The organism is Clostridium sp. CTA-17, from assembly GCF_054767895.1.
The window spans coordinates 78,903-99,821 of sequence record NZ_BAAABF010000005.1 but is presented as its reverse complement, the minus strand read 5'-3'; the positions used below and the strand labels follow the sequence as shown (position 1 = coordinate 99,821).

Annotated in this window: 12 protein-coding genes and 1 tRNA gene; all 13 read right to left on the bottom strand. The window is 26.6% G+C overall.

The window, feature by feature from the left end; all coding sequences use genetic code 11:
• Positions 1-145 precede the first annotated feature (145 nt).
• On the bottom strand, positions 146-2,347 hold the full coding sequence (locus ACYUCG_RS10090; RefSeq protein ID WP_460268551.1) for an alpha-galactosidase: 2,202 nt from the start codon (positions 2,345-2,347) through the stop codon (positions 146-148).
• A gap of 428 nt (positions 2,348-2,775) precedes the next feature.
• Complete coding sequence (locus ACYUCG_RS10085) at positions 2,776-7,548, bottom strand: cell wall-binding protein (RefSeq protein ID WP_460268550.1); 4,773 nt, start codon at positions 7,546-7,548, stop codon at positions 2,776-2,778.
• Positions 7,549-7,910: 362 nt separating this feature from the next.
• Positions 7,911-7,986, bottom strand: a tRNA-Met gene (locus ACYUCG_RS10080).
• Between the two features lie 396 nt (positions 7,987-8,382).
• Complete coding sequence (locus ACYUCG_RS10075; RefSeq protein ID WP_460268549.1) at positions 8,383-9,075, bottom strand: VanZ family protein; 693 nt, start codon at positions 9,073-9,075, stop codon at positions 8,383-8,385.
• Between the two features lie 328 nt (positions 9,076-9,403).
• Positions 9,404-10,348 carry a UTP--glucose-1-phosphate uridylyltransferase GalU gene (galU, locus tag ACYUCG_RS10070; RefSeq protein WP_460268548.1) on the bottom strand — a complete coding sequence of 315 codons (945 nt, stop codon included), beginning with the start codon at positions 10,346-10,348 and terminating at the stop codon, positions 9,404-9,406.
• A 281-nt stretch (positions 10,349-10,629) separates the two neighbouring features.
• Positions 10,630-11,646: a UDP-glucose 4-epimerase GalE gene (galE, locus tag ACYUCG_RS10065; protein ID WP_460268546.1), complete on the bottom strand. Its 1,017-nt coding sequence runs from the start codon at positions 11,644-11,646 to the stop codon at positions 10,630-10,632.
• Positions 11,647-11,723: 77 nt separating this feature from the next.
• Positions 11,724-13,952, bottom strand: a complete 2,229-nt coding sequence (locus ACYUCG_RS10060; protein ID WP_460268545.1) for a hypothetical protein — start codon at positions 13,950-13,952, stop codon at positions 11,724-11,726.
• A 424-nt stretch (positions 13,953-14,376) separates the two neighbouring features.
• On the bottom strand, positions 14,377-15,024 hold the full coding sequence (locus ACYUCG_RS10055) for a sigma-70 family RNA polymerase sigma factor (protein WP_460268544.1): 648 nt from the start codon (positions 15,022-15,024) through the stop codon (positions 14,377-14,379).
• Between the two features lie 366 nt (positions 15,025-15,390).
• Positions 15,391-16,311 (bottom strand): UTP--glucose-1-phosphate uridylyltransferase GalU, encoded by a 921-nt coding sequence (gene galU, locus ACYUCG_RS10050; RefSeq protein WP_208343171.1) that lies wholly within the window; start codon positions 16,309-16,311, stop codon positions 15,391-15,393.
• A 271-nt stretch (positions 16,312-16,582) separates the two neighbouring features.
• Positions 16,583-17,110, bottom strand: coding sequence for an acyltransferase (locus ACYUCG_RS10045; protein WP_207667498.1), 528 nt, complete (start codon positions 17,108-17,110; stop codon positions 16,583-16,585).
• A 9-nt stretch (positions 17,111-17,119) separates the two neighbouring features.
• Positions 17,120-18,529, bottom strand: a complete 1,410-nt coding sequence (locus tag ACYUCG_RS10040) for a lipopolysaccharide biosynthesis protein (protein ID WP_460268543.1) — start codon at positions 18,527-18,529, stop codon at positions 17,120-17,122.
• A complete protein-coding gene (locus tag ACYUCG_RS10035) occupies positions 18,510-19,709 on the bottom strand; it encodes a glycosyltransferase (protein WP_460268542.1) in 1,200 nt (399 codons plus the stop codon). Before ACYUCG_RS10035 ends, ACYUCG_RS10040 begins: the two co-directional genes overlap by 20 nt.
• Positions 19,684-20,916: a hypothetical protein gene (locus ACYUCG_RS10030; protein ID WP_460268541.1), complete on the bottom strand. Its 1,233-nt coding sequence runs from the start codon at positions 20,914-20,916 to the stop codon at positions 19,684-19,686. Before ACYUCG_RS10030 ends, ACYUCG_RS10035 begins: the two co-directional genes overlap by 26 nt.
• Between the last annotated feature and the right edge of the window lie 3 nt (positions 20,917-20,919).

The following is a 20,919-nucleotide window of genomic DNA, read 5'->3' as shown; positions in this document are numbered from 1 at the left end:
TATATAACCATATCTATACTCTAATTAAAGATAGAAAAAATTTTTTATTTAAATATATAAATTAAAAGCTAAACTTAAAGTAATAATTCTAACTTTAAGTTAATTATAGATATATAACTGAGCTCATTTCCACTAAAACCCATCATTATAAAACTTTTTTCTTTAGCCTCCAAAGTTTTGAAACATAATCTCCCTGAAGTTCTGGAATATTTAAACCTATATACATAAGCTCATCTCCACTAAGTATTATGTCCTCTCCTATTATTTCATATTCTGAATCCTTATCTAAGGCTGTAAGTTTTAAATTGCTAAAGCTTTCATTTACTAAGGCTAACTGTCTAACATAGCTTACAACAACCTCATTCTTATCTTCTGAAATCATCATCCATGCTACTTCATTACTATTAAATGGACTCTTTAATCTATATAAGGCTCCAAATTGCACAGTTTCTCTAATTTCCTTATATAAATTTATTTGTTCCTTTAATTCTTCCTTTTCTTTCTCACTTAACTTAGTTATATCAAGCTCATATCCAAAGTTTCCAGCCATGGCAGAAACTCCCCTAGTTTCAAGTGGAGTTATTCTATTAGCTTGATGATTAGGAACTGCTGAGACATGGCATCCCATAGAAATAGAAGGATACACCATAGAGGTTCCAAACTGTATTTTTAATCTTTCTATGGCATCTGTATCATCACTTGTCCAAGTTTGAGGCATATAATAAAGGATTCCTGGATCAAATCTTCCACCACCACCTGAGCAGCTTTCAAATAATACATTAGGGAATCTACTTGTTATTTCCTCCATAACCCTATATAACCCTAAAATATATCTATGCGCAGTTTCTCTTTGTCTCTCTGAAGTCAATCCTAAAGAACCCACCTCTGTCATATTTCTATTCATATCCCACTTAACATAAGATATATTTGCACTTTCAAGAATTTTGCTAACAGATTCTATTATATAGTCACATACTTCTTTCCTTGATAAGTCTAATATTAACTGACTTCTTGCTTGTGATCTAGTTCTTCCTGGAATATGAATACACCAATTTGGATGCTTTTCATAAAGCTTACTAATAGGTGAAATCATCTCAGGCTCAAACCATAATCCAAACTCTAAACCCATATTGTTTATGTCCTTAGCTAGTTTACTAAGTCCACCCTTTAATTTATCCTCATTAACAAACCAATCTCCTAAGGAACTTTTATCATCATTTCTATTTCCAAACCATCCATCATCAAGAACAAAAAGTTCCATTCCTAGCTTTGAAGCTTCCTTCGCTATTTCCTTTATTTTAACCTCATTAAAGTCAAAATATGTGGCTTCCCAGTTATTTATAAGTATAGGCCTTACCTTATCTCTATAATTTCCTCTACACAATCTCTTTCTATAAAGATTATGATAAATTTGAGACATTCCATTTAGTCCCCTTGAGGAATAAACTAAAACAACCTCAGGTGCTTGAAACTCTTCCTTTGACTCAAGTAACCATTTAAAATCAAAAGGATTTATTCCTATTTGAGCTCTTGCATTTCTATACATATCAACTTCCACATTAGCCAAGAAGTTTCCACTATAAATTAAGCTAAAGCCATAAACTTCTCCATATTCCTCATTTGTATCCTTACTACATAGAGCCATAAATGGATTTTGAGCATGGCTACTTGCCCCTCTTCTACTTTCAATAGCTTGACTTCCACTTCTTAAAGGATTTCTAAGAATATGTCTCTCTCTTCCCCAAGATCCTGAAAGCTGAATAAAATCAAATTCATCAGTTGTAAAGTCTACATTGGCACTTAAAACTTTCTCTATATTTATCCTTTCATCACTATTATTCACTATCTTTAAACTTCTTGTAATAGCATCAAAGTTTTCAAAAACATTATATGTTAAGATAACCTCTAAGCCTTTTAAAGAATCAACTAAAGTTATTTCTAGGGAAGTAGCCTCTTCCTCATTTTCAACATACACAGATGGTAAACCTGAAAGTCTTTGCTTTCCTTCATAAATTCTATGTGACTTATATCTTAAATCAGTAACTGATGTACCATCTTCATATTGAAACTCTAAATTTGGACTTCTTAAATCAGTAGCTCCAAAGGTTGGACACTCCTGAGGTATTAATTCTAACTGAAATCCACTTATATTATCAGTATTAGCAGCAAAACTTCCAAAACATCTTCTCCTAAAAAAATACTCTAAATTATCAGCTTTTAACTTTCTTCCCCAATACAAATGACTTAAATGTCCTGTCTCCATAACCTTCAAAACATAACTTGTATTCTTTGTCCTTAGATGAAAAGTTTTAAAATTCTCATTATAATTTATACTCATAATTCTCATAAAGTTATTTATTAACTCTTTCCCCCTATATTAATACTAATATTTTGTGCAGACTTTTCTAAATTGATTTTAACTTCTAAAGAAAATTTAACCTTTAAAGAAAACCTTAACAAAAACTACTAAAGGCTATAAATAAAAGCATCAATTAACCTTAAACTAAATTCATTATAAAAAATTAAATCAAAAATCTAAATAGTCTACATACAAATTATCCTTTAATAGCATTATATAGGTAATTTTATCAAATTTAAATATATAACTTTTAATATTTTAGATAACATTTAAAATATTAAAAAGGAGTTATATTTAAAGTTAATAAACTTACTTTAAATATAACTCCTCATTCTACTAAGTAAATACTTAGTAGTATAAAACCCATGTTTTACAGAATTTCTTTTATTTAAATATTATTTAAAACAGCCCTATAATTAATTTTTTAAAGTACCATTAGAATTAAATTCATAAAGCTTACCATCAATATATCTCTTTTCTGTAACCATGAAGCCTGTACCTTCATCAAAGTAATACCATTGTCCACCTAATTTCTTCCATCCAGAAGCTAATATTCCATTTGATTCAACATAAGCCCATTGTAAATCTGGTGAGTATTCTAAATTCTTAAATGACTTCCATCCTTCTGAATCATCCCAAGATCCATCTTCATTAAAGAAATGTTGAATATATGGTTTATTAGTCTTATAATCCCATTCCTTAACAGCACCCGTAGCCATAACTTTGCTTTCTTTGTAAAAATAATACCATTTATTATTTATCTCTTTCCATCCTTCAGCCAAGCTTCCATCATTATTTATATAAGCCCAACATGTTTTATTACCTTCACCTTGCCATGAATGCCATCCTGGATTAGTAACCCATGCTCCACTATTATCAAAACAATAATATCTTTTATCACCATTTGAATAAGCAACTGCAATTGAGCCTTTTGCCATTTTTCCATTTTCATAGAAATAATACCATGTTCCATTTATCTTTTGCCAATCAGTTGATAATTCATTATTTGAGTTTATATAATACCAGTCATTATTATATTTTCCAATATGATTAACCCAACCTTTTTTATATTGTAAAGCTCCACTATTATCAAAATAATATAATTTTGTGTCATAAGTGCTTTCATCAAACATATATTTAGGACCAGTTGACATTACTCCACCTTCATCAAAATAATACCAAATTCCATTGATTTTTTGCCATCCTTTTTGAATAATACCATTATTATCTGTATAGTAATATTCTCCATCTTTATTCTGACTCCAACCTTTTGCTATCAATCCAGATTCATTAAAGTAATATTGGGTTCCCTCTATTTGAGTATTTCCTGTGCTCATAACTCCATTCTTAAAATAATATTTGTTTCCATCTATTTCTTTAAATCCCTCTGCCAATTCACCATTATCACCAATATAACACCAAATATAATGAGAATTATATCTATCTTTGCACTTATGCCATCCTTTTGAAGTATTTAATTCTCCACTATCATCAAATAAATAATTTGCTTCCTTATTTCCATTAAACCCCAATATAGAAATTACCCCTGTTTCCATTAACGCCTCATGAGGTTCAAAATAATAATATTTATTATTTATTTTTGCTAATCCTTTTTTACATACTCCAGTATTATCTATATAACACCATTTATCTCCATCATATAAAGTAACCTTATGCCACCCTTCGCTAGTTACTAAAGCTCCACTTTCATTAAATAAATATGTTGGTAAATCTACTTTATAACAACCATCTTCAACTTCATTTTCAAAAATAGTACTAATTCCTTTACACATTATTCCATTAGGTGCAAACCAATATTTATTTCCATTTATTGTTTGCCAACCTGTTTTAGCTAAACCATCTTCCCCAAAATAATACCAACATGGCTCTCCATCTACAGGTTTAAGTTCATACCATCCTGAATATCTTCTATATGCACCATTTTTGTCAAAGAAGTAAATCTTATCTTTTGCACTATCTTTATCAAATATTCTAGTTGGAGCTGTAACCATTTTTGCATCACTATCAAAATAGTACCAAGTTCCATTGATTTTATTCCATCCTAATGCTGCCTTTCCACCGTTCTCAACATAGTACCAATCACTAAATTCTCCATTTATATGGTTAATCCACCCAGTTCTATTAGTTAATCTTCCATCTTCTTCAAAATAATATACATTAATACCTAAACACATATCATCTTGGACTTTTGTAGGACCAATAGCCATTCCATAATTAGGATTTAAATAATACCAATCACTTCCTGATTTTTTCCATTCATTAGCTAAAGATCCATCTTCATTTAAATAATACCATTTTTCATTTATTTTTTTCCATCCTTCTTTTTTAAATAACTCTCCATTATTATCAAAATAATAGAACTTAGGGTTTCCTGTAACACCTTCAACATTAACTATTCCAGTAGCCATTTTTCCATCACAATAAAAATAATAATCTTTACCATTAATTGTTTGGCAACCTGTTTTTAAAACTCCATTTTCATCTATATAACACCAAACTTTTTTATAATTATTATATTCATCATATTTACTAAACCAGCCTTTTCCTTTTAACAATACTCCATCAGAAGTAAAACAGTATATTTTTTCCTCGTGATTAAAGTAATCATAAATAGTTTTTTTGCCAGTTGCCATAGCCCCTGTTGTTTCATTAAAATAGTATGTCTTTCCACCTAGTGTTTGCCATTTAGTTTTTAAGGAACTATCATCATTAAAATAGAACCAATTATCATTTAATTTTGTCCATCCTTTTCTATTTATTAATTCTCCATCTTCTCCAAAATAATATAAATCTACTTTTTCTGGTCTATTACCTTGTATTAAAGTTGGTCCTATACTCATGTTAGAACTAAAATAATATGTCTTTCCATTAATAGTCTTCCAACCATTTACTAAACTATTATTATTATTGAAATAATACCACTTACCATCTATCTGTTTCCAACCACTTCCTGTTACTAAACTTCCATCTTCATTAAATAAGTAAACTTCATAATTATCATTAATATTTACGCAACTTAATCCTTTTGCCATACCATTATACTTATCAAGGTAATATTTTTTCCCATTTATTGTTTGCCAGCCATATAATAAACTATTATCGCTATTCAGATAATACCATCTTTCATTTGCCTCTTTCCAGCCAGCACCTTTTACTAAAACCCCATCTTTATCAAATAAATATATCTTATTTTCGCTACCATTATTTATTTCTTTTACCATAGTAGCCATTCCACTGTTTGAATCAAAATAATATGTTTTACCATCTATTGTTTTCCATCCACATTCTAAGCTACCATCATTATTAAGATAATACCATCTTCCATCTACTTCTTTCCATCCAGCACTTTTTACTAAAACTCCATTATTATCAAATAAATATCTCTCGTTTTTGTTACCATCATTTATTTCTCTTATCCCGATTACCATTCCATTATCTTCATCGAAATAATATGTCTTACCATCTATTGTTTGCCATCCGCTTTGAACTTCACCTTTATTGTTTACGTATATCTTTCTTTCTCCACCCCAAGTTAAATTATAAGTGTGAATACCTGGTTCAGTTATAAGGACTCCATCTTCATTAAAAAAGTACACTTTATATTTTTCATGATTAGAATCATATATTCTTGTGCTTCCTTTTGCTCTACCACTATACCTATCAAAATAATATGTTTTACCATCTATTACTTTCCAGCCGATTTCTAAACTATTATCACTATTAAAGTAATACCAAATTTTATCTATCTCTTTTAATCCATTTCCTTTTCTTAAAACTCCATATTCATCAAATACATATGTTTTCTTTTCATCACCATTATTTATTTCTCTTATCCCGATTACCATTCCATTATCTTCATCGAAATAATATGTCTTACCATCTATTGTTTGCCAACCACTTTGGACTTCACCTCTATTATTTACGTATATTTTTCTTTCTCCACCCCAATCTTCATGATAAGTGTGAATACCTGGTTCAGTTATAAGAGCTCCGTCTTCATTAAAAAGGTACACTTTGTATTTTTCATGATTAGAATCATATATTCTTGTGCTTCCTTTTGCTCTACCACTATACGTATCAAAATAATATGTTTTACCATCTATTACTTTCCAGCCAGTTTCTAAGCTATTATCCTTATTAAAGTAATACCATTTTCCATCTATTTCTTTTAATCCATTTCCTTTTGTTAAAACACCATCTTCATCAAACAAATATGTTTCTTTTTTATCACCATTAAATATATCGCAAATATTAATTGCCATACCATTATATTGATGAAAATAATATGTCTTACCATCTATTGTTTTCCAACCGCTTTCAACTTCACCCTTATTATTTACATATACCTTTCTTTTTTCACCCCAATATTCAGTATAAGTGTGAATTCCTGGCTTATTTACAAGAGTTCCATCCTCATTGAAAAAATATGTTTTATACTTTCCATTCTTAGTATCATATACTTCTTTCTTTCCAGTTGATACCTTTCCATTTTCAAAATAATATGTTTTACCACCTATTGTTTGCCATCCATCCTTTTTATTTTCATCAGTTACACTATTATTTTGACTTTCTGTACCTGTTGTTACTGCTTGTCCATCTTCATTAATATTTATGTAATCACTTTTTAAAGCTTCATTTTTATCTAACTTTTCTTCAGCTTTCTTATTTCCTACTTCTATTTTTTCTTCGATTTTCTTGCTTTCTTTATCTTTTTGGGAAGTTTCATTGTCTTTAGTTTTTATTTCATCACTTTTTACTTCTACGTTCTTATCTTTATTTATTTTATCTTCATTATTTTGATCAGCTTTATTTTCTACTTCTTTTACAGTATCCTTTTTATTATTATGAACTTTTTCTGCATTTTCGTCTTTGACTTCTTTGGAATCTTTATCTTTAATATCTTTGTCATTTTTAATTTCTTTTACATCTTTTTCGCCATCAGTTTTTACTTCTTTATTCTTAACATTTTTATCTTCTTGCGCATTTACATTAGGACTTTCATCTTTTAATTGTTTTCCATTACCTTTAATATTATCTACATTAGCAGTAGCTGTAACCCTTACTTCTTCAGCATAAACTTTCTTTCCATTGCTTATTACAAAGCTAGATATAGTAGTTATACTTGCTATAGCTACGGCAATAGCCACTTTTTCTCTTACTTTTTTCATAAAACACCTCTATTAATCCACTTAATTTAACTAATATATTAAAAATTCCCAAATGTTATTTTAACATTTTATTTAAATATTGTAAATAAAGTTAATTATATAGATATTTTCCGTTAATATTATTAAAAGTAATATTATTACATATAAATTTAATAAGAAATATATTATGATATTCATTTAAAGTAGAGATATAAAAAATTCTCTATAAAAAATCTTCTAATTTATAATCAAACAAAGTCATAATTACCTGTAAAACTGGTGGCTTGCAATAATTTTATAAGAATTTATTGACCACCCCCATAGCAGGTAGTTTTATTTATTCTAAATAAAAAAAGTTCTACTTAAAAAAGTAGAACTTTTTGTGGTTGCGGGAGCAGGACTTGAACCTACGACCTTCGGGTTATGAGCCCGACGAGCTACCAGCTGCTCCATCCCGCGTCATTAAATTGTCTCTCTGACTTGTATTAAGTATATTCCTAATTACCTAATAAGTCAAATGTTATTTTAAGAAAATATTTTTTAATTCTATATTAAATACTCTTAGGCTACTTATATACTCAATAAAAAATTTACTTTTTATTTCTATATATATCTTAATATCTTTCTAACTTCAGTTACATTACAAGAAATGCAGTTATTTCTTATTTCTATATATTTCTCAATATCCTTTAAAAACAAACAGTATTTAACTATATAACATTTAAAATCTTATGAAAGTTATAAACTTATTTTTCTTCATTATTATCTAAATTCAGTTATATACGTTTTTAAACTTATAACACCATTTTAGAATAACCACCTATGTTTAAATTATTACTAAATCTGCATTTATTTTTATAACTTAAATATCTTTCTTGGTATTATATTTAATTTAGCAATTTTAATATAAATATAATATCCCCAAACTCCACTTAAAGTATTACATATAAGATCATTTACTTCAAAAAACCTTTTTGTATTAGGAAAAACTAAAGATAATATAACCTGGGAACTCTCTATGAATAAAGACATAAAAAAACAGAATTTTAATACTGTACTTAATGAAGGTATATATGAATCTTCTTTTAACTTATTTTTATTCTGCAATTCAAAGCTTTCTAAAATTTTATTGATTTTATCTATAATTCCTTTTCCTAAAGTTAATTTTTCTTCATCTATACTGTAAAAATAGCAAAGAAAAAATGCCATTGGACTTAACATAATTGAATTTCCTATTAGCTGATAAATAACATCTCGCAATCCTCCTTCATGGTATATTTGCTTTATACTCCACAGAGGACTAAGCCAAATTTCTGGCGGATTATAAATAAGATTATTTCCCCAAGCTATGGTAAGTGGAAAATACACCTTAGAAGCAACTCCAATTAAGTAAATACAAAATAAATCAAAAATAAACTCTTCATTAGAATATATTTTTTTATATGTGTATTCTTCTTTAATTATTCCTTTAATTTTAATTGTTCCTCTAAATAAACAAAAGAGTAGAATTCCTAATGTTAAAAATTTATTTTGAGAAATAATAATCATGAATTCTCCTTTTAATTCTAAATTTTAATTAATATATTATTTAAGTGAATATTTATCTCTAACTGTAATATTCATACTGGAAATATTTCTATTGTTTATTAAGATAATCCTATATATTTATAGATCAAAACCCCATAAAAATAGAATAAATAACTTTACATTACTTCATTAATTATAACCTCTTTCATCTTATTTTAATCAGATTAATTACAAAAATAAGCTGTATCAAAACCCTTTAAAACTCTTACAAACCTAATTATAAAATCAAAGAAATTAATTAGTTGTTTATAAGTTTTTTCATGAGTTATTTTGATACAGCTTTCTAAAATTAAGCTTCTGTTACAAGCTCTTCTTCTTTATCCTTTTTTTCTTTACCATTTGCTTCAGTAAAGATATTTTCTGTAGCAGATAATTCTTTTAAGTAATCAATAAATCCATCTCTAAGATCTGCTCTTCTTAAAGCATACTCAACAGTAGCTTCTAAGAATCCTAATTTATCTCCCACATCGTATCTTCTTCCTTCAAAGTCATAAGCATACATTGCTTCTTCGCTCATAAGCTCTAAAAGGGCATCTGTTAATTGGATTTCTCCACCTTTACCAGGTTTTGTGTTTTCTAATATATCAAATATTCTTGGGGTTACTATATATCTTCCTAATATAGCAACATTTGAAGGCGCTTCTTCTGGTGATGGTTTCTCAACTAAACCTTTTACTTTATAAACTCTACCTTCAATGTGTTTTCCATTAACTATTCCGTATTTAGAAACATTTTCTTCTGGAACAGTTTGAACACCTAATACACTAGTTCTATATTCATTATAACAATCAATTAATTGCTTTAAGCATGGCTTCTCATCATTGTAAACTACATCATCACCAAGTAATATTGCAAAAGGCTCATCCCCTACAAAAGTCTTAGCACAGTAGATAGCATGTCCAAGTCCTCTTGGTTCTTTTTGTCTTATATAATGGATATCAACCATATCTGATATATCTCTAACTAAATCTAAAAGTTCAGTTTTTCCTGACTTTTCAAGTTCCATTTCAAGTTCCACATTACGGTCAAAGTGATCCTCAATTGATTTTTTACTTCTTCCTGTAATAACAAGTATTTCCTCTATACCTGAAGCTATAGCTTCCTCAATTATGTATTGAATAGTTGGTTTATCAACTATTGGAAGCATCTCCTTAGGCTGTGCTTTTGTTGCAGGTAAAAATCTAGTACCAAGACCTGCTGCTGGTATTATAGCTTTTCTTATTTTATTGTTCATCCTCTTATCCCCTTGTAAATCAAAATTTTAATATTAAGTTCTAAGTTAAAGTGCCCTTGATTTTGAAATAGACCTATAAGACCATCTTAATAAGCAATTAGTGTTACATTATATACGTAAGAATAATAGCGTTAAGAAGCTTTTATTGTTTGAACATAGCGAGTTTAAAAGCTTTAGCTATTATTCTAAAGTAGATAATAGAAACTCTTTGCGAAATTAAGTTAGGTCTGAAAGGCTATTTCAAAATCAAAACTAACTAAAAATAAAGCTTAATATGAAGTTTATTTAAAGTTTTTCATTCCAACGCATTGCCATTTCCAGAAGTCTTTGCACATGTCCTCTAAGTTTTTCTCAGCCTTCCATCCAAGTTCTTTTTCTGCCTTTGATGGATCTGCAAAACTTATGGCAATATCTCCTGCTCTTCTGTCTACTATTTTATAAGGTATTTCCTTGCCTGATGCCTTTGAAAAAGCTTTTATTATATCTAATACAGAATATCCTTGTCCAGTTCCTAAATTGTATGTGCTAATCCCAGAACCATCCTTTAACTTTTTCATAGCTGCTACATGTCCTCTTGCTAAGTCTACAACATGTATATAATCTCTTACACCAGTTCCATCTGGAGTGTTATAATCATCTCCAAATACTCTTACATAGTCTAATTCACCATCAGCCACCTTTGAAACATAAGGCATAAGATTATTTGGTATTCCATTAGGTAATTCTCCAATTAATCCACTTTCATGAGCTCCAACTGGATTAAAGTATCTAAGAAGTACAATATCCCATGAATTATCTGATATATATAAATCTCTTAAAATATCCTCTATCATAGCCTTACATCTACCATATGGATTTGTTGCAAACCCTGCTTGAAGACCTTCATGTACAGGTACTATTTCACTTTCTCCATATACAGTAGCTGAAGAACTAAATATAAATTTCTTAACATTATGATTTCTCATACTTGTTAAAAGATTTAAAGTTCCAATAATATTGTTATTATAATATTCTAAAGGTTTTTCTACTGATTCTCCTACTGCCTTAAGAGAAGCAAAGTGTATAACAGCATCTATTTTTTCATTTTTAAAAACCTTATCTATATCTTCAAAATTTACTAAATCGCCTTCATAAAACTTTATACTTTTTCCTGTTATTCTTTCAACTATATCTTTAACTTCTTTTCTACTATTTATTAAGTTATCAATAACAACCACAGAATTATTATCATCCCTTAATAATTCTACTATTGTATGGCTTCCTATATAGCCAATTCCACCAGTTAATAATATATTCATTAACACTTCTCCCTCACCAAAAAATTACAGCTTAAATTATAGCATAAATTTATTTAAAAATTCAAATTATATACTATTTATATAGAAAACTCTCCCTTTATTGCTTTAAATATACTATTATTTTTTAATACCTCTTTTATTATTTTTAATACTCTATCTTCTCTAAAGATATCATCACTTACTACAAATGTCTCTTCTATTATCTCTTCTATTAAATTTCTTCCCTCTATAATATCATCTTTTAAAAGCTCTGCTGCTTCCTTCCATTTCAATAAGTTATCTTCTCTTATTAAAATCTTAACTTCTTCTATTATTTCCTCACTTATACCTTCCATAATATATTCTATGGATTTTTCAAATTCTAAAATATTTATATCCTTTCTTATTTTATATGGGCTTAATAAAAAGGTCTTTATACTATTTTTTATTGAAGCTTCTAATAATTTCTCTGGACATAGGCTTTTATACTCTCTCCCTCCAAAGTTATAAGCCATTCTTAAAGAAAATTCTTTAAGATTTTTATCATAGCTTCCTCTTACTCTTCTTATAAATTCTCTCTTAACTTTCCTGTTAATTCCTAAAGATAAGATTGCTAATCTTCCATATTTATAAGATGGCTTATATTCATTTATTAGAAAACTTTTTTCTTTTATTTTATTTATTAAAACTTCTTCACTTTGATTTATTATTTTTTCTATTATATCCTTATTACTTACTATCTTTTCCTCTTCATCATAGGGAAATATTACTCTCTCCATTATTAAATTCAAATAATATTCTTCCCTTCCCCCAATTATTATTGAAGCCTCTTCCTCTCCTAATTCCTCCAATAAATTTTGAAAGTTATCTTTCAAAAAAGAGTTAAAAATATTAGGCATATTATATGCCTCTTTTCCATTTAATACATTCATAAAATTACTTTCATTATTATCAAATTCAGAAGAAAAATAATCCTTATAAATAGATTTTTCATAAATATATATATTAGTTTTATTTAAATATCCATTTATAATTAAGTATTTTAAAACCTCTAAATTTCTTTCAAAAGCCTCTTCTTCAATATTAAAAAGCCATATTATCTCATCACTACTGGCTAAGTTTTTCCTAGTCTCATAACTTAATAATTGATTTCTAAACTCATTAATACTTCCACTATAATCGGCTAAAATAAAATCATTCTCTTTATTATGTAAAATTTCTTCTCCCCTAAAAATTCCTTCCAATCTTATATCACTAAATATTAAATTGCTGCTATTAGGATTATCCTTCTCATTAAAAAGACTCTCTAATATATAAAAAAACTTTGATTTTAATTCCTCTTGAGATTTTTCTTTATAATTCTCCTTATAACCTATATGAAAATAAATATAAGCCAGCTCTCCAATATTATCTAAGTCCTTATTATTAATCAAATTCCCCTTAACTAAAAACTCATTATTATTAAAAACATAACTTTTTCCGCTTTTTCTTTCCCTAAACTCAAGCTTATATTGAAAAATATTATCTAAACTATTTATCCTAAATAAAAACTCTTCCAAAATCCCCTTAAGCTCTATTTTTTTATTAATAATACATTGTGAATATGGAGTTCCAACAAATTTAAACTTATTAGAATCCTCTTTAAAAAACACTTCAAAATTTGGAGTTCCTATATTATTAAAAAACTTATTTACCAATTTATCTTCTCTTGCTTCATTAGTATTTTTATATCCTTCACTAAACTTTCCACTTGATCCAATAAGATTAGAAATTAATTTCTTTCTATATTCATAATCCCCACCTAATAACTGAATTTTCTTTTTAAATTCAAAGTTAAATCTAGACCTAATCTCCTCTCTTATAAAAATTTCAAAGGATTTATTACTATTCTCCCTCAATTCAAATTCTTCTAGTTTAAGAAGTTTAGAAAACTCTTTTAATTCCTCTTCTAATTTCTTATTAATATTATTATGAGAAATTTCAATAAATTTTTCTAAAATACTTTTTCTAAAATCATAATAAAACTCTTCCATAAAATGAGTATTATCAAAAACAATTTTCATAGATTTCTCACTATACTTTTCTAAGCTTTTTAAAAAGCCGTAATAATTTTCATAACAATCACTATTATTTATAATGCTCTTAATTTCATTAAGAAACTTGTTAGCTGCTTCATAATCCTTTCCTACATCAGAGCCTAAACTTTTAGTTATAATTCTTCCATTTCCCTTATAATCCTTTAAAATAGGGTGCTTAAAGTTTACTGTAAGAACCCCCTTATTCTTTGGCTCTAGTAATGAAACTCCCTTTTCTCTTAACTTATTCATAAATTCACCTTCCCTAATCCAAATAAAAATAGCTAATATCTTAATCCTTAACTAGAATATAAACAAAAATTAATACTAAAATATAAACTAATTTATATTTAAATTATAATGAATTTATATGCGCATATTATGCTCACAGCTTAATATTAATAATAAATTTAAAGCTTATAGCTTTAATCTCAACTAGTTTAAAGCAACATAAATTGTAGATTAAACTATAAAAAACTATTAATATAAATTATTTCTTTACTCTATTTATAAAAATACTACTTAAAAATCACTGCTTATTTAAAAGAAAAAAATAAAAATAGACAATTCTCTTCTAAAAAAGATATTGCCTATTTTAATAATTCATAAAAATCTTATCCATATTAAGTTTCTCCTATAATTTTTTCCTTTGATCTTTATATATAGTTAAATCATATTATTCAAAGTTTTTCATTTCTTCCCTAAGTTTTTTTAGTATTCTTTCCTTTCTCCATCTTGCTTTTGAATAAGTGGTAATATGCTTATGCTCTTGGCAATATTTCTGAAAGTTTCCTCTATCTCTGTATACATAAAGTATAAATTCCCTATCGCTTTTTGAAATATTAGCTAAAGCTTTTACGAAAGCTCTCATTTTTTCCCTCTCAACATATTCATCCTCTATGGAGATCTCATCCTTAATTGTCTCACCAATAGTAATACCTTCCCCTATAGGACTATCTAAACTTGAAAAATCCAGTCTATTCTCCTTCTTCTTACACATAGTTCCAAGTTTATTCTTAACATTTGTACTAATAAAAAATATAAACTCAGAACCATGATCTCCATCAAATTTACTTATGGATTCAATAATAACACTTCTAGCTATTTGCTTTAAATCATCAACATCATAACCATTAATAAAAAACCTAGTAGAGTATTTATGAATTAATCCTTCATAAATAGAAACAATCTCAGCCATAGCACACTTATCACCCTTTTTACCCCTAATAATTAACTCATTTAAAGCTTCCTTATTTCCCTTTTCCCCCAAAAGTCTAAGTTCCCTAGCAGTCTTATTAATAAATCTTTGCTTCTTTTCTGCCATACCTAATTATCCCCCTTAAAATGCAGAATTTTTAAATAGCTATTAATATACCTAGTTATGTTTTTAATTTTAAATTAAATAGTTTTTATTTTTCATAATATATAAAGTTATGTTATTTATTGTAAATTCATCTTATCATTTAAACATTTACATTTCAACAGAATAACAAATGATTTTCTATTTTTTAACAATAAATACATATTAAAACCTCTTCACTATTTAAATATGCTTTAGTAGGAGAAAAAGCTGTAATATTATGTTAAGTTTCTTTAAATATATCTATAATATTCCAAATTCTACTCTTATTAAATAAAAAATCCAATAGAGAATTAATTTAAATTCTCTACTGGATTCTATTAGTGGAAATTATACAGTAATAATCTCTTTTTCAACTTCTTTTCTAAATAAAGATTCTTTTTCTGATAAATTATTTAGATATTCAATAAATCCATCTCTAAGCTCTGGTCTTCTTAAAGCATATTCAACAGTAGCTTCTAAGAATCCAAGTTTATCTCCAACATCATATCTTCTTCCCTCAAAATCATAAGCATACATTGCTTCTTGTCCCATAAGTTCTAGAAGAGCATCTGTTAATTGAATTTCTCCACCTTTTCCAGGCTTAGTATTTTCTAATATATCAAATATTCTTGGAGTTACTATGTATCTTCCTAATATAGCAACATTTGAAGGTGCTTCTTCAACAGATGGTTTTTCAACCAATCCTTTAACCTTATAAACCTTTCCTTCAATATATTTTCCATCTACTATTCCATACTTAGAAACATGACTTTCTGGAACAGTTTGAACTCCTAATACACTAGTTTTATACTCATTATAACAATCAATTAACTGTTTTAAACATGGTTTTTCCTCATTATAAACTACATCATCCCCAAGTAGTATAGCAAAAGGTTCATCCCCTACAAAAGTCTTTGCACAATGTATAGCATGTCCAAGTCCTCTTGGTTCCTTTTGTCTTATATAATGAATGTCTACCATATCTGATATATCCCTAACCAAATCTAAAAGTTCATTCTTACCTGATTTCTCAAGTTCCATTTCAAGCTCAACAGACTTATCAAAGTGATCCTCAATACACTTTTTACTTCTTCCTGTAATAATAAGAATCTCTTCAATGCCTGAAGCTATAGCTTCCTCAATTATGTATTGAATAGTTGGCTTATCAACTATTGGAAGCATCTCCTTAGGTTGTGCCTTTGTTGCAGGTAAAAATCTAGTACCAAGACCTGCTGCTGGTATTATAGCTTTTCTTATTTTCTTATTCACTTTTTATATCCCCTTTTAGTTAACGATTTTTATCTATACTATTATATGTAAACTTTTATTAGTTTATATATAATAAATTCTTAGTAAATATCATATGCAGTTCAACAGTAATTATAAATTTTTATGTACTCATTTTATATAATCTTTTTGAATTTAGATATAAACTTAAATTATTTATACTATCTCTTTATTTGTACTAATTATAAAGAAAAATCCTAAATTATATTGTAATATATATTTTTAAAAAGTAGATTTTATATAATCTATCTATTTATCTTGAATAGAAGTTTTTCTTATTTTTTAATATATATTTTCTTTTATCATTAAAACTCATTCCTAATGTATTCATTGCTATTTCTTCTATCTTTTGAGAATATTTTTCCACACTACAAATTACTTTAGCTGGATTTCCAGCTATTACTACATTGCCTTCTGAAAAACTTTTTGTTACTACACTTCCTGCTCCAACTACAGTGTTATTACCTAACTTTACTCCTGGCAAAAGTATTGAGCTAGCTCCTATGAAACAATTATCTCCAATTATAATTTGTCCAAATATATCAGTTTTATCTTTAATTATCTTAGATATAGAATTATCATGAGTAATAAATTTAACATCAGTTGATATAGTAACTGAATTTCCAACTTCCAATAAGTAAGGCTCTGCACTCATTATGGGAGAAAATGCTCTTACATTTTCTCCTATTTTAGCTCCTTTTTTTCTAAAATTTTCTATATCCAAATTCATAGTATCTTTTTTTAAAAGTTTATATAAAAATTTTCTTAATTTATATCTCAAAAAATCACCTCACTCTTTTATTCTTTCATATAAGTATATGTTAATTACATTTTTTATTAATTTTAAATTAATAAATATAACTAAAATAATAGCACATATATTTACTACTAAAATATATTTGCTTCTAATAATTATATTTAATAAAGAAACTAGAAATAATAAAATAGTATATATATAAAACTTTGTTAATTTAAAATTATACCATAATTTCCTAGAAATTAATGTTCTAGTCCAAAAAAATACTATATATGATAAAGCAGTAGCTATTGCAGCACCTATAGCTCCATATTTAGGAATAAGTAATATATTCAATATCAAATTTATTATCAAAGCTATTGTTGATATTACCGTATTATAATAAGTTTTTTTCGAAAAAGGAATCCCTAAAGTTGTAGTTTCACTCATAGTATACATTATTGGGAAAAATAACAAAAAAGGGGCAATATATTTAGCTTCCAAATAATTTTTAGATAATACTAGTACTATAATATTTTTAAATAACAAAATAATTAGAAATATTATAGTCATGATAAATGCTATACTTTCACTTACAATAGAAAAATAGGCGTTAGATTTTTTTTCATTATACCATCTATAGGCTATAGGAACCCAAAAAGTAGTAAAACTAGTTTGTATTATATTTAAAATAGATACAAATTTATTTGCTGCAGAATATAATCCCAATTGACTAAAATCACAAAAATGTCTTAAAAATATAGTATCTAATGAATTAAGTAATAATCCTATTATAGCTGCTGGAACTAATGGTACACCAAACTTAGCTAATTCCTTTATTTTTTCTTTTTCAATAAAATTCTTTTTTATTTTTATTTTTTTTATATACATACTAATTAAAACTAAATCACCAATCATTTGTCCAAATATAATTGAATACACTACACTTAAAAAATCTCTTCTTACGAAAATTAACAAAATAAAGGTTAAGATAAATACAGCAATCTTAATAAATATGTTAAAAATAGAATATTGTATAGCTTTCTCTTCCATTCTCATTTGTAGCAATAGAAATCTCTCTATTACCATTAACGGAATTGTTAACATCATAAAATATACAGGTATCTTATATATATCACATCCAAATAGAAATTCAGAAATATCCGAAGAGAAAAATGGAATAAATGATATTAATAGTACAACTAATACCATTGGTAATATTATGCTATTGAATAATAGTTTAATTTTATTTTTTTCTGAGTTATAGTATCTTACAAATGCTTGATCCATTCCTAAAAATACAGTCATAGTTAATATTGATTGTATAGTATTAAACATACTAACTTTTCCATATTCAGCAGGTGATATTAAATTAGTTGTTAATGGAATTGTTATAAATCCAATAAAGGCACCAACTACCGGTCCAACCGAAAATTGAATTAATTTATTTATAAACTTCTTCATTCTCTTTAACCTCATTAAAATTTATTATTTCTTCCCATTCTTTAATAATTTTATCCACCTCAAATTCCCTAGCTCTTATAACTGCATTTTCCGAGTATTTCTTCCTTTTATTATTATCATCCATCAAGTTTCGTAAAGCATCAGAATATTTGTCTATGTCAAAGCACTCAACAAGTTCTCCACATTTTTGTGTTCCTATAATTTCACTTGGTCCTGTTGTCTTAAAAGAAACTACTGGTAATCCTGCTTCAAGAGCTTCTGTAACAACTAACCCAAAACCTTCACCTCTTGAAGACATTGCATATATTGATGAATTTATCATGTATTCTTTTATATTACTATTAAATGGAATAAAATTAATTAAATCATTTATATGTAATTTTAATGCTAACTCTCTTAATTCTTTTTCCATTTCTCCATTTCCTATAATATTTATTTTCCAACCATCTTTATTTTCTATTTTAGCGAATGCCTTTAAAAGTAAATCCATTCCTTTTCTATATTCAATTCTTCCTGCACATAATATAACTTTTTTATTTTGAGTTGATTTCTTTTCACATTTAAAACTTAAAGGATTATATATAGTTATAGATTTTACCCCCAAATTTTCTTCAAATAATCTTTTGTCATGCTTCGTTAAAACTATATTTCGTTCTACATTTTTTAATAACTTTGTAAATAAAATATCTTCATTCCAATAATACTTATTTTTACTTTCCAAATAAACTTCATAAGAATTATGTTGCCATGAAAATACTCTTGCAGAGGTATCCTTTTTTATTACTCCCATTAGTAGTGCATAATATCCTTCACAGCCTATTACTAAATCATATCCTTTATCATCAATTAAATTTATTATATTTTTACGTTGATATTTAGGATAATATATTCTAGTTAAAAACTTAAATAAATATTTATTATTAAATATACCTGTTTTTCTGTTTAATAGTCTAAAAGCTCTTAATATTATCTCTTTTGAATATGAACATTTATTTATATTATTAAATACTATATTTATTTCATTAGATAATCCATATTTGCTTCTATTTTCCATTGTTTTTGTATTAGTGCAAATAATGTCAACAGAATAATTTTTACACAAATTATTTGCAATAGTTGTAACAACTCTTTGTACCCCCCCATCACTAAATACACTATGAGTTAGAAAAGCTATCTTCATCCTTACTTGTATCCTTTCTATATAATAAAACCTTAGACATATTTATAATTATAAATATAAACAAACAAAAAATTAACATATAATCACCATTTAAAGCTAATCCGTTATATGTATTTACGTCAATAAATAATATTAGGTAAGAAATTAAAAGAAAAACATGTCTCCTTTTTATTAGTGTAATAATTGGATATAATAATATAGGAATATATTCCATTAATGTAATAAAAATACCATGCTCTAAAGCTAATTTTCTAAACGGATATTCAAATGCTGCTGATGCCCAGCTCATATAGTTATTATATATAAACGTAAAATTATTTCCGTATCCTGTAAAAATTTTAATTGGAAACCAATCATACTCTTGTAATCTTATCCACATACTTTCTCTTCCAGTAGTTAAGCCACCTTCTAGAAATCTATTTATTGTATTATTGAATATTCCGCTTTTAATTATAATAAAAAATAATAATATACACAAAATTATTCTTTTTAAACCAAATTTTTTATAATTCAAAAATAGTAATGATAAAATAATTAAAATTAATCCTGTCTTACTTGCAGTTAAAGATATACCGACTAATGAAATTAATGCAACTAAATTATTATTTAAAATAGTTTTATAATATCTAGAATATATATTATTTAAAACATAGAACATTAATATTATTTCAGTATTAAAAAGAGGATGTCCCATAAAAGAATACATTCTATAAACTTCATTACTATTTCTCATACTTAAAAGTTCGTGTATTCTTGGACTCATAATTTTTGATAAATATATCATTATATTTATATTAAATAAATATTCAATAATCCCTATTAATACTATAGATATAGTGATTATATTTAAAATAATTAATAAATTATAAAATATTCTTTTAAACTCATTCTCATTTACATTAATAAAAACTATTATCAATGGTATTATAAAACTTATAGATACTAATATTATATCGGTCAAACTTTTTTCATAAAAAAAAGAACTAAATAAATAATATGTTTGTATGAGAAAAATCATGACTATATATTCAATTTTTATTCTTTTAGTGTATCTACTAATTATTATTAAAATTATTATTATAGCCATGTAATTTATTAACCCAACTCTTCCTAAAAATCCTACTCTTAATTCAGAAGGAAAACAAAATATAGATAAAATTAATAAAATCATTAAATTATCTAACTTATAAATTTTTTTTTTATTCATTTC

Coding starts and splice junctions, on each gene's coding strand:
- ACYUCG_RS10090 (WP_460268551.1), bottom strand. CDS start 2,347: ATGAGAATTATGAGTATAAATTATAATGAGAATTTTAAAACTTTTCAT.
- ACYUCG_RS10085 (WP_460268550.1), bottom strand. CDS start 7,548: ATGAAAAAAGTAAGAGAAAAAGTGGCTATTGCCGTAGCTATAGCAAGT.
- ACYUCG_RS10075 (WP_460268549.1), bottom strand. CDS start 9,075: ATGATTATTATTTCTCAAAATAAATTTTTAACATTAGGAATTCTACTC.
- galU (WP_460268548.1), bottom strand. CDS start 10,348: ATGAACAATAAAATAAGAAAAGCTATAATACCAGCAGCAGGTCTTGGT.
- galE (WP_460268546.1), bottom strand. CDS start 11,646: ATGAATATATTATTAACTGGTGGAATTGGCTATATAGGAAGCCATACA.
- ACYUCG_RS10060 (WP_460268545.1), bottom strand. CDS start 13,952: ATGAATAAGTTAAGAGAAAAGGGAGTTTCATTACTAGAGCCAAAGAAT.
- ACYUCG_RS10055 (WP_460268544.1), bottom strand. CDS start 15,024: ATGGCAGAAAAGAAGCAAAGATTTATTAATAAGACTGCTAGGGAACTT.
- ACYUCG_RS10040 (WP_460268543.1), bottom strand. CDS start 18,529: ATGAAGAAGTTTATAAATAAATTAATTCAATTTTCGGTTGGACCGGTA.
- ACYUCG_RS10035 (WP_460268542.1), bottom strand. CDS start 19,709: ATGAAGATAGCTTTTCTAACTCATAGTGTATTTAGTGATGGGGGGGTA.
- ACYUCG_RS10030 (WP_460268541.1), bottom strand. CDS start 20,916: ATGAATAAAAAAAAAATTTATAAGTTAGATAATTTAATGATTTTATTA.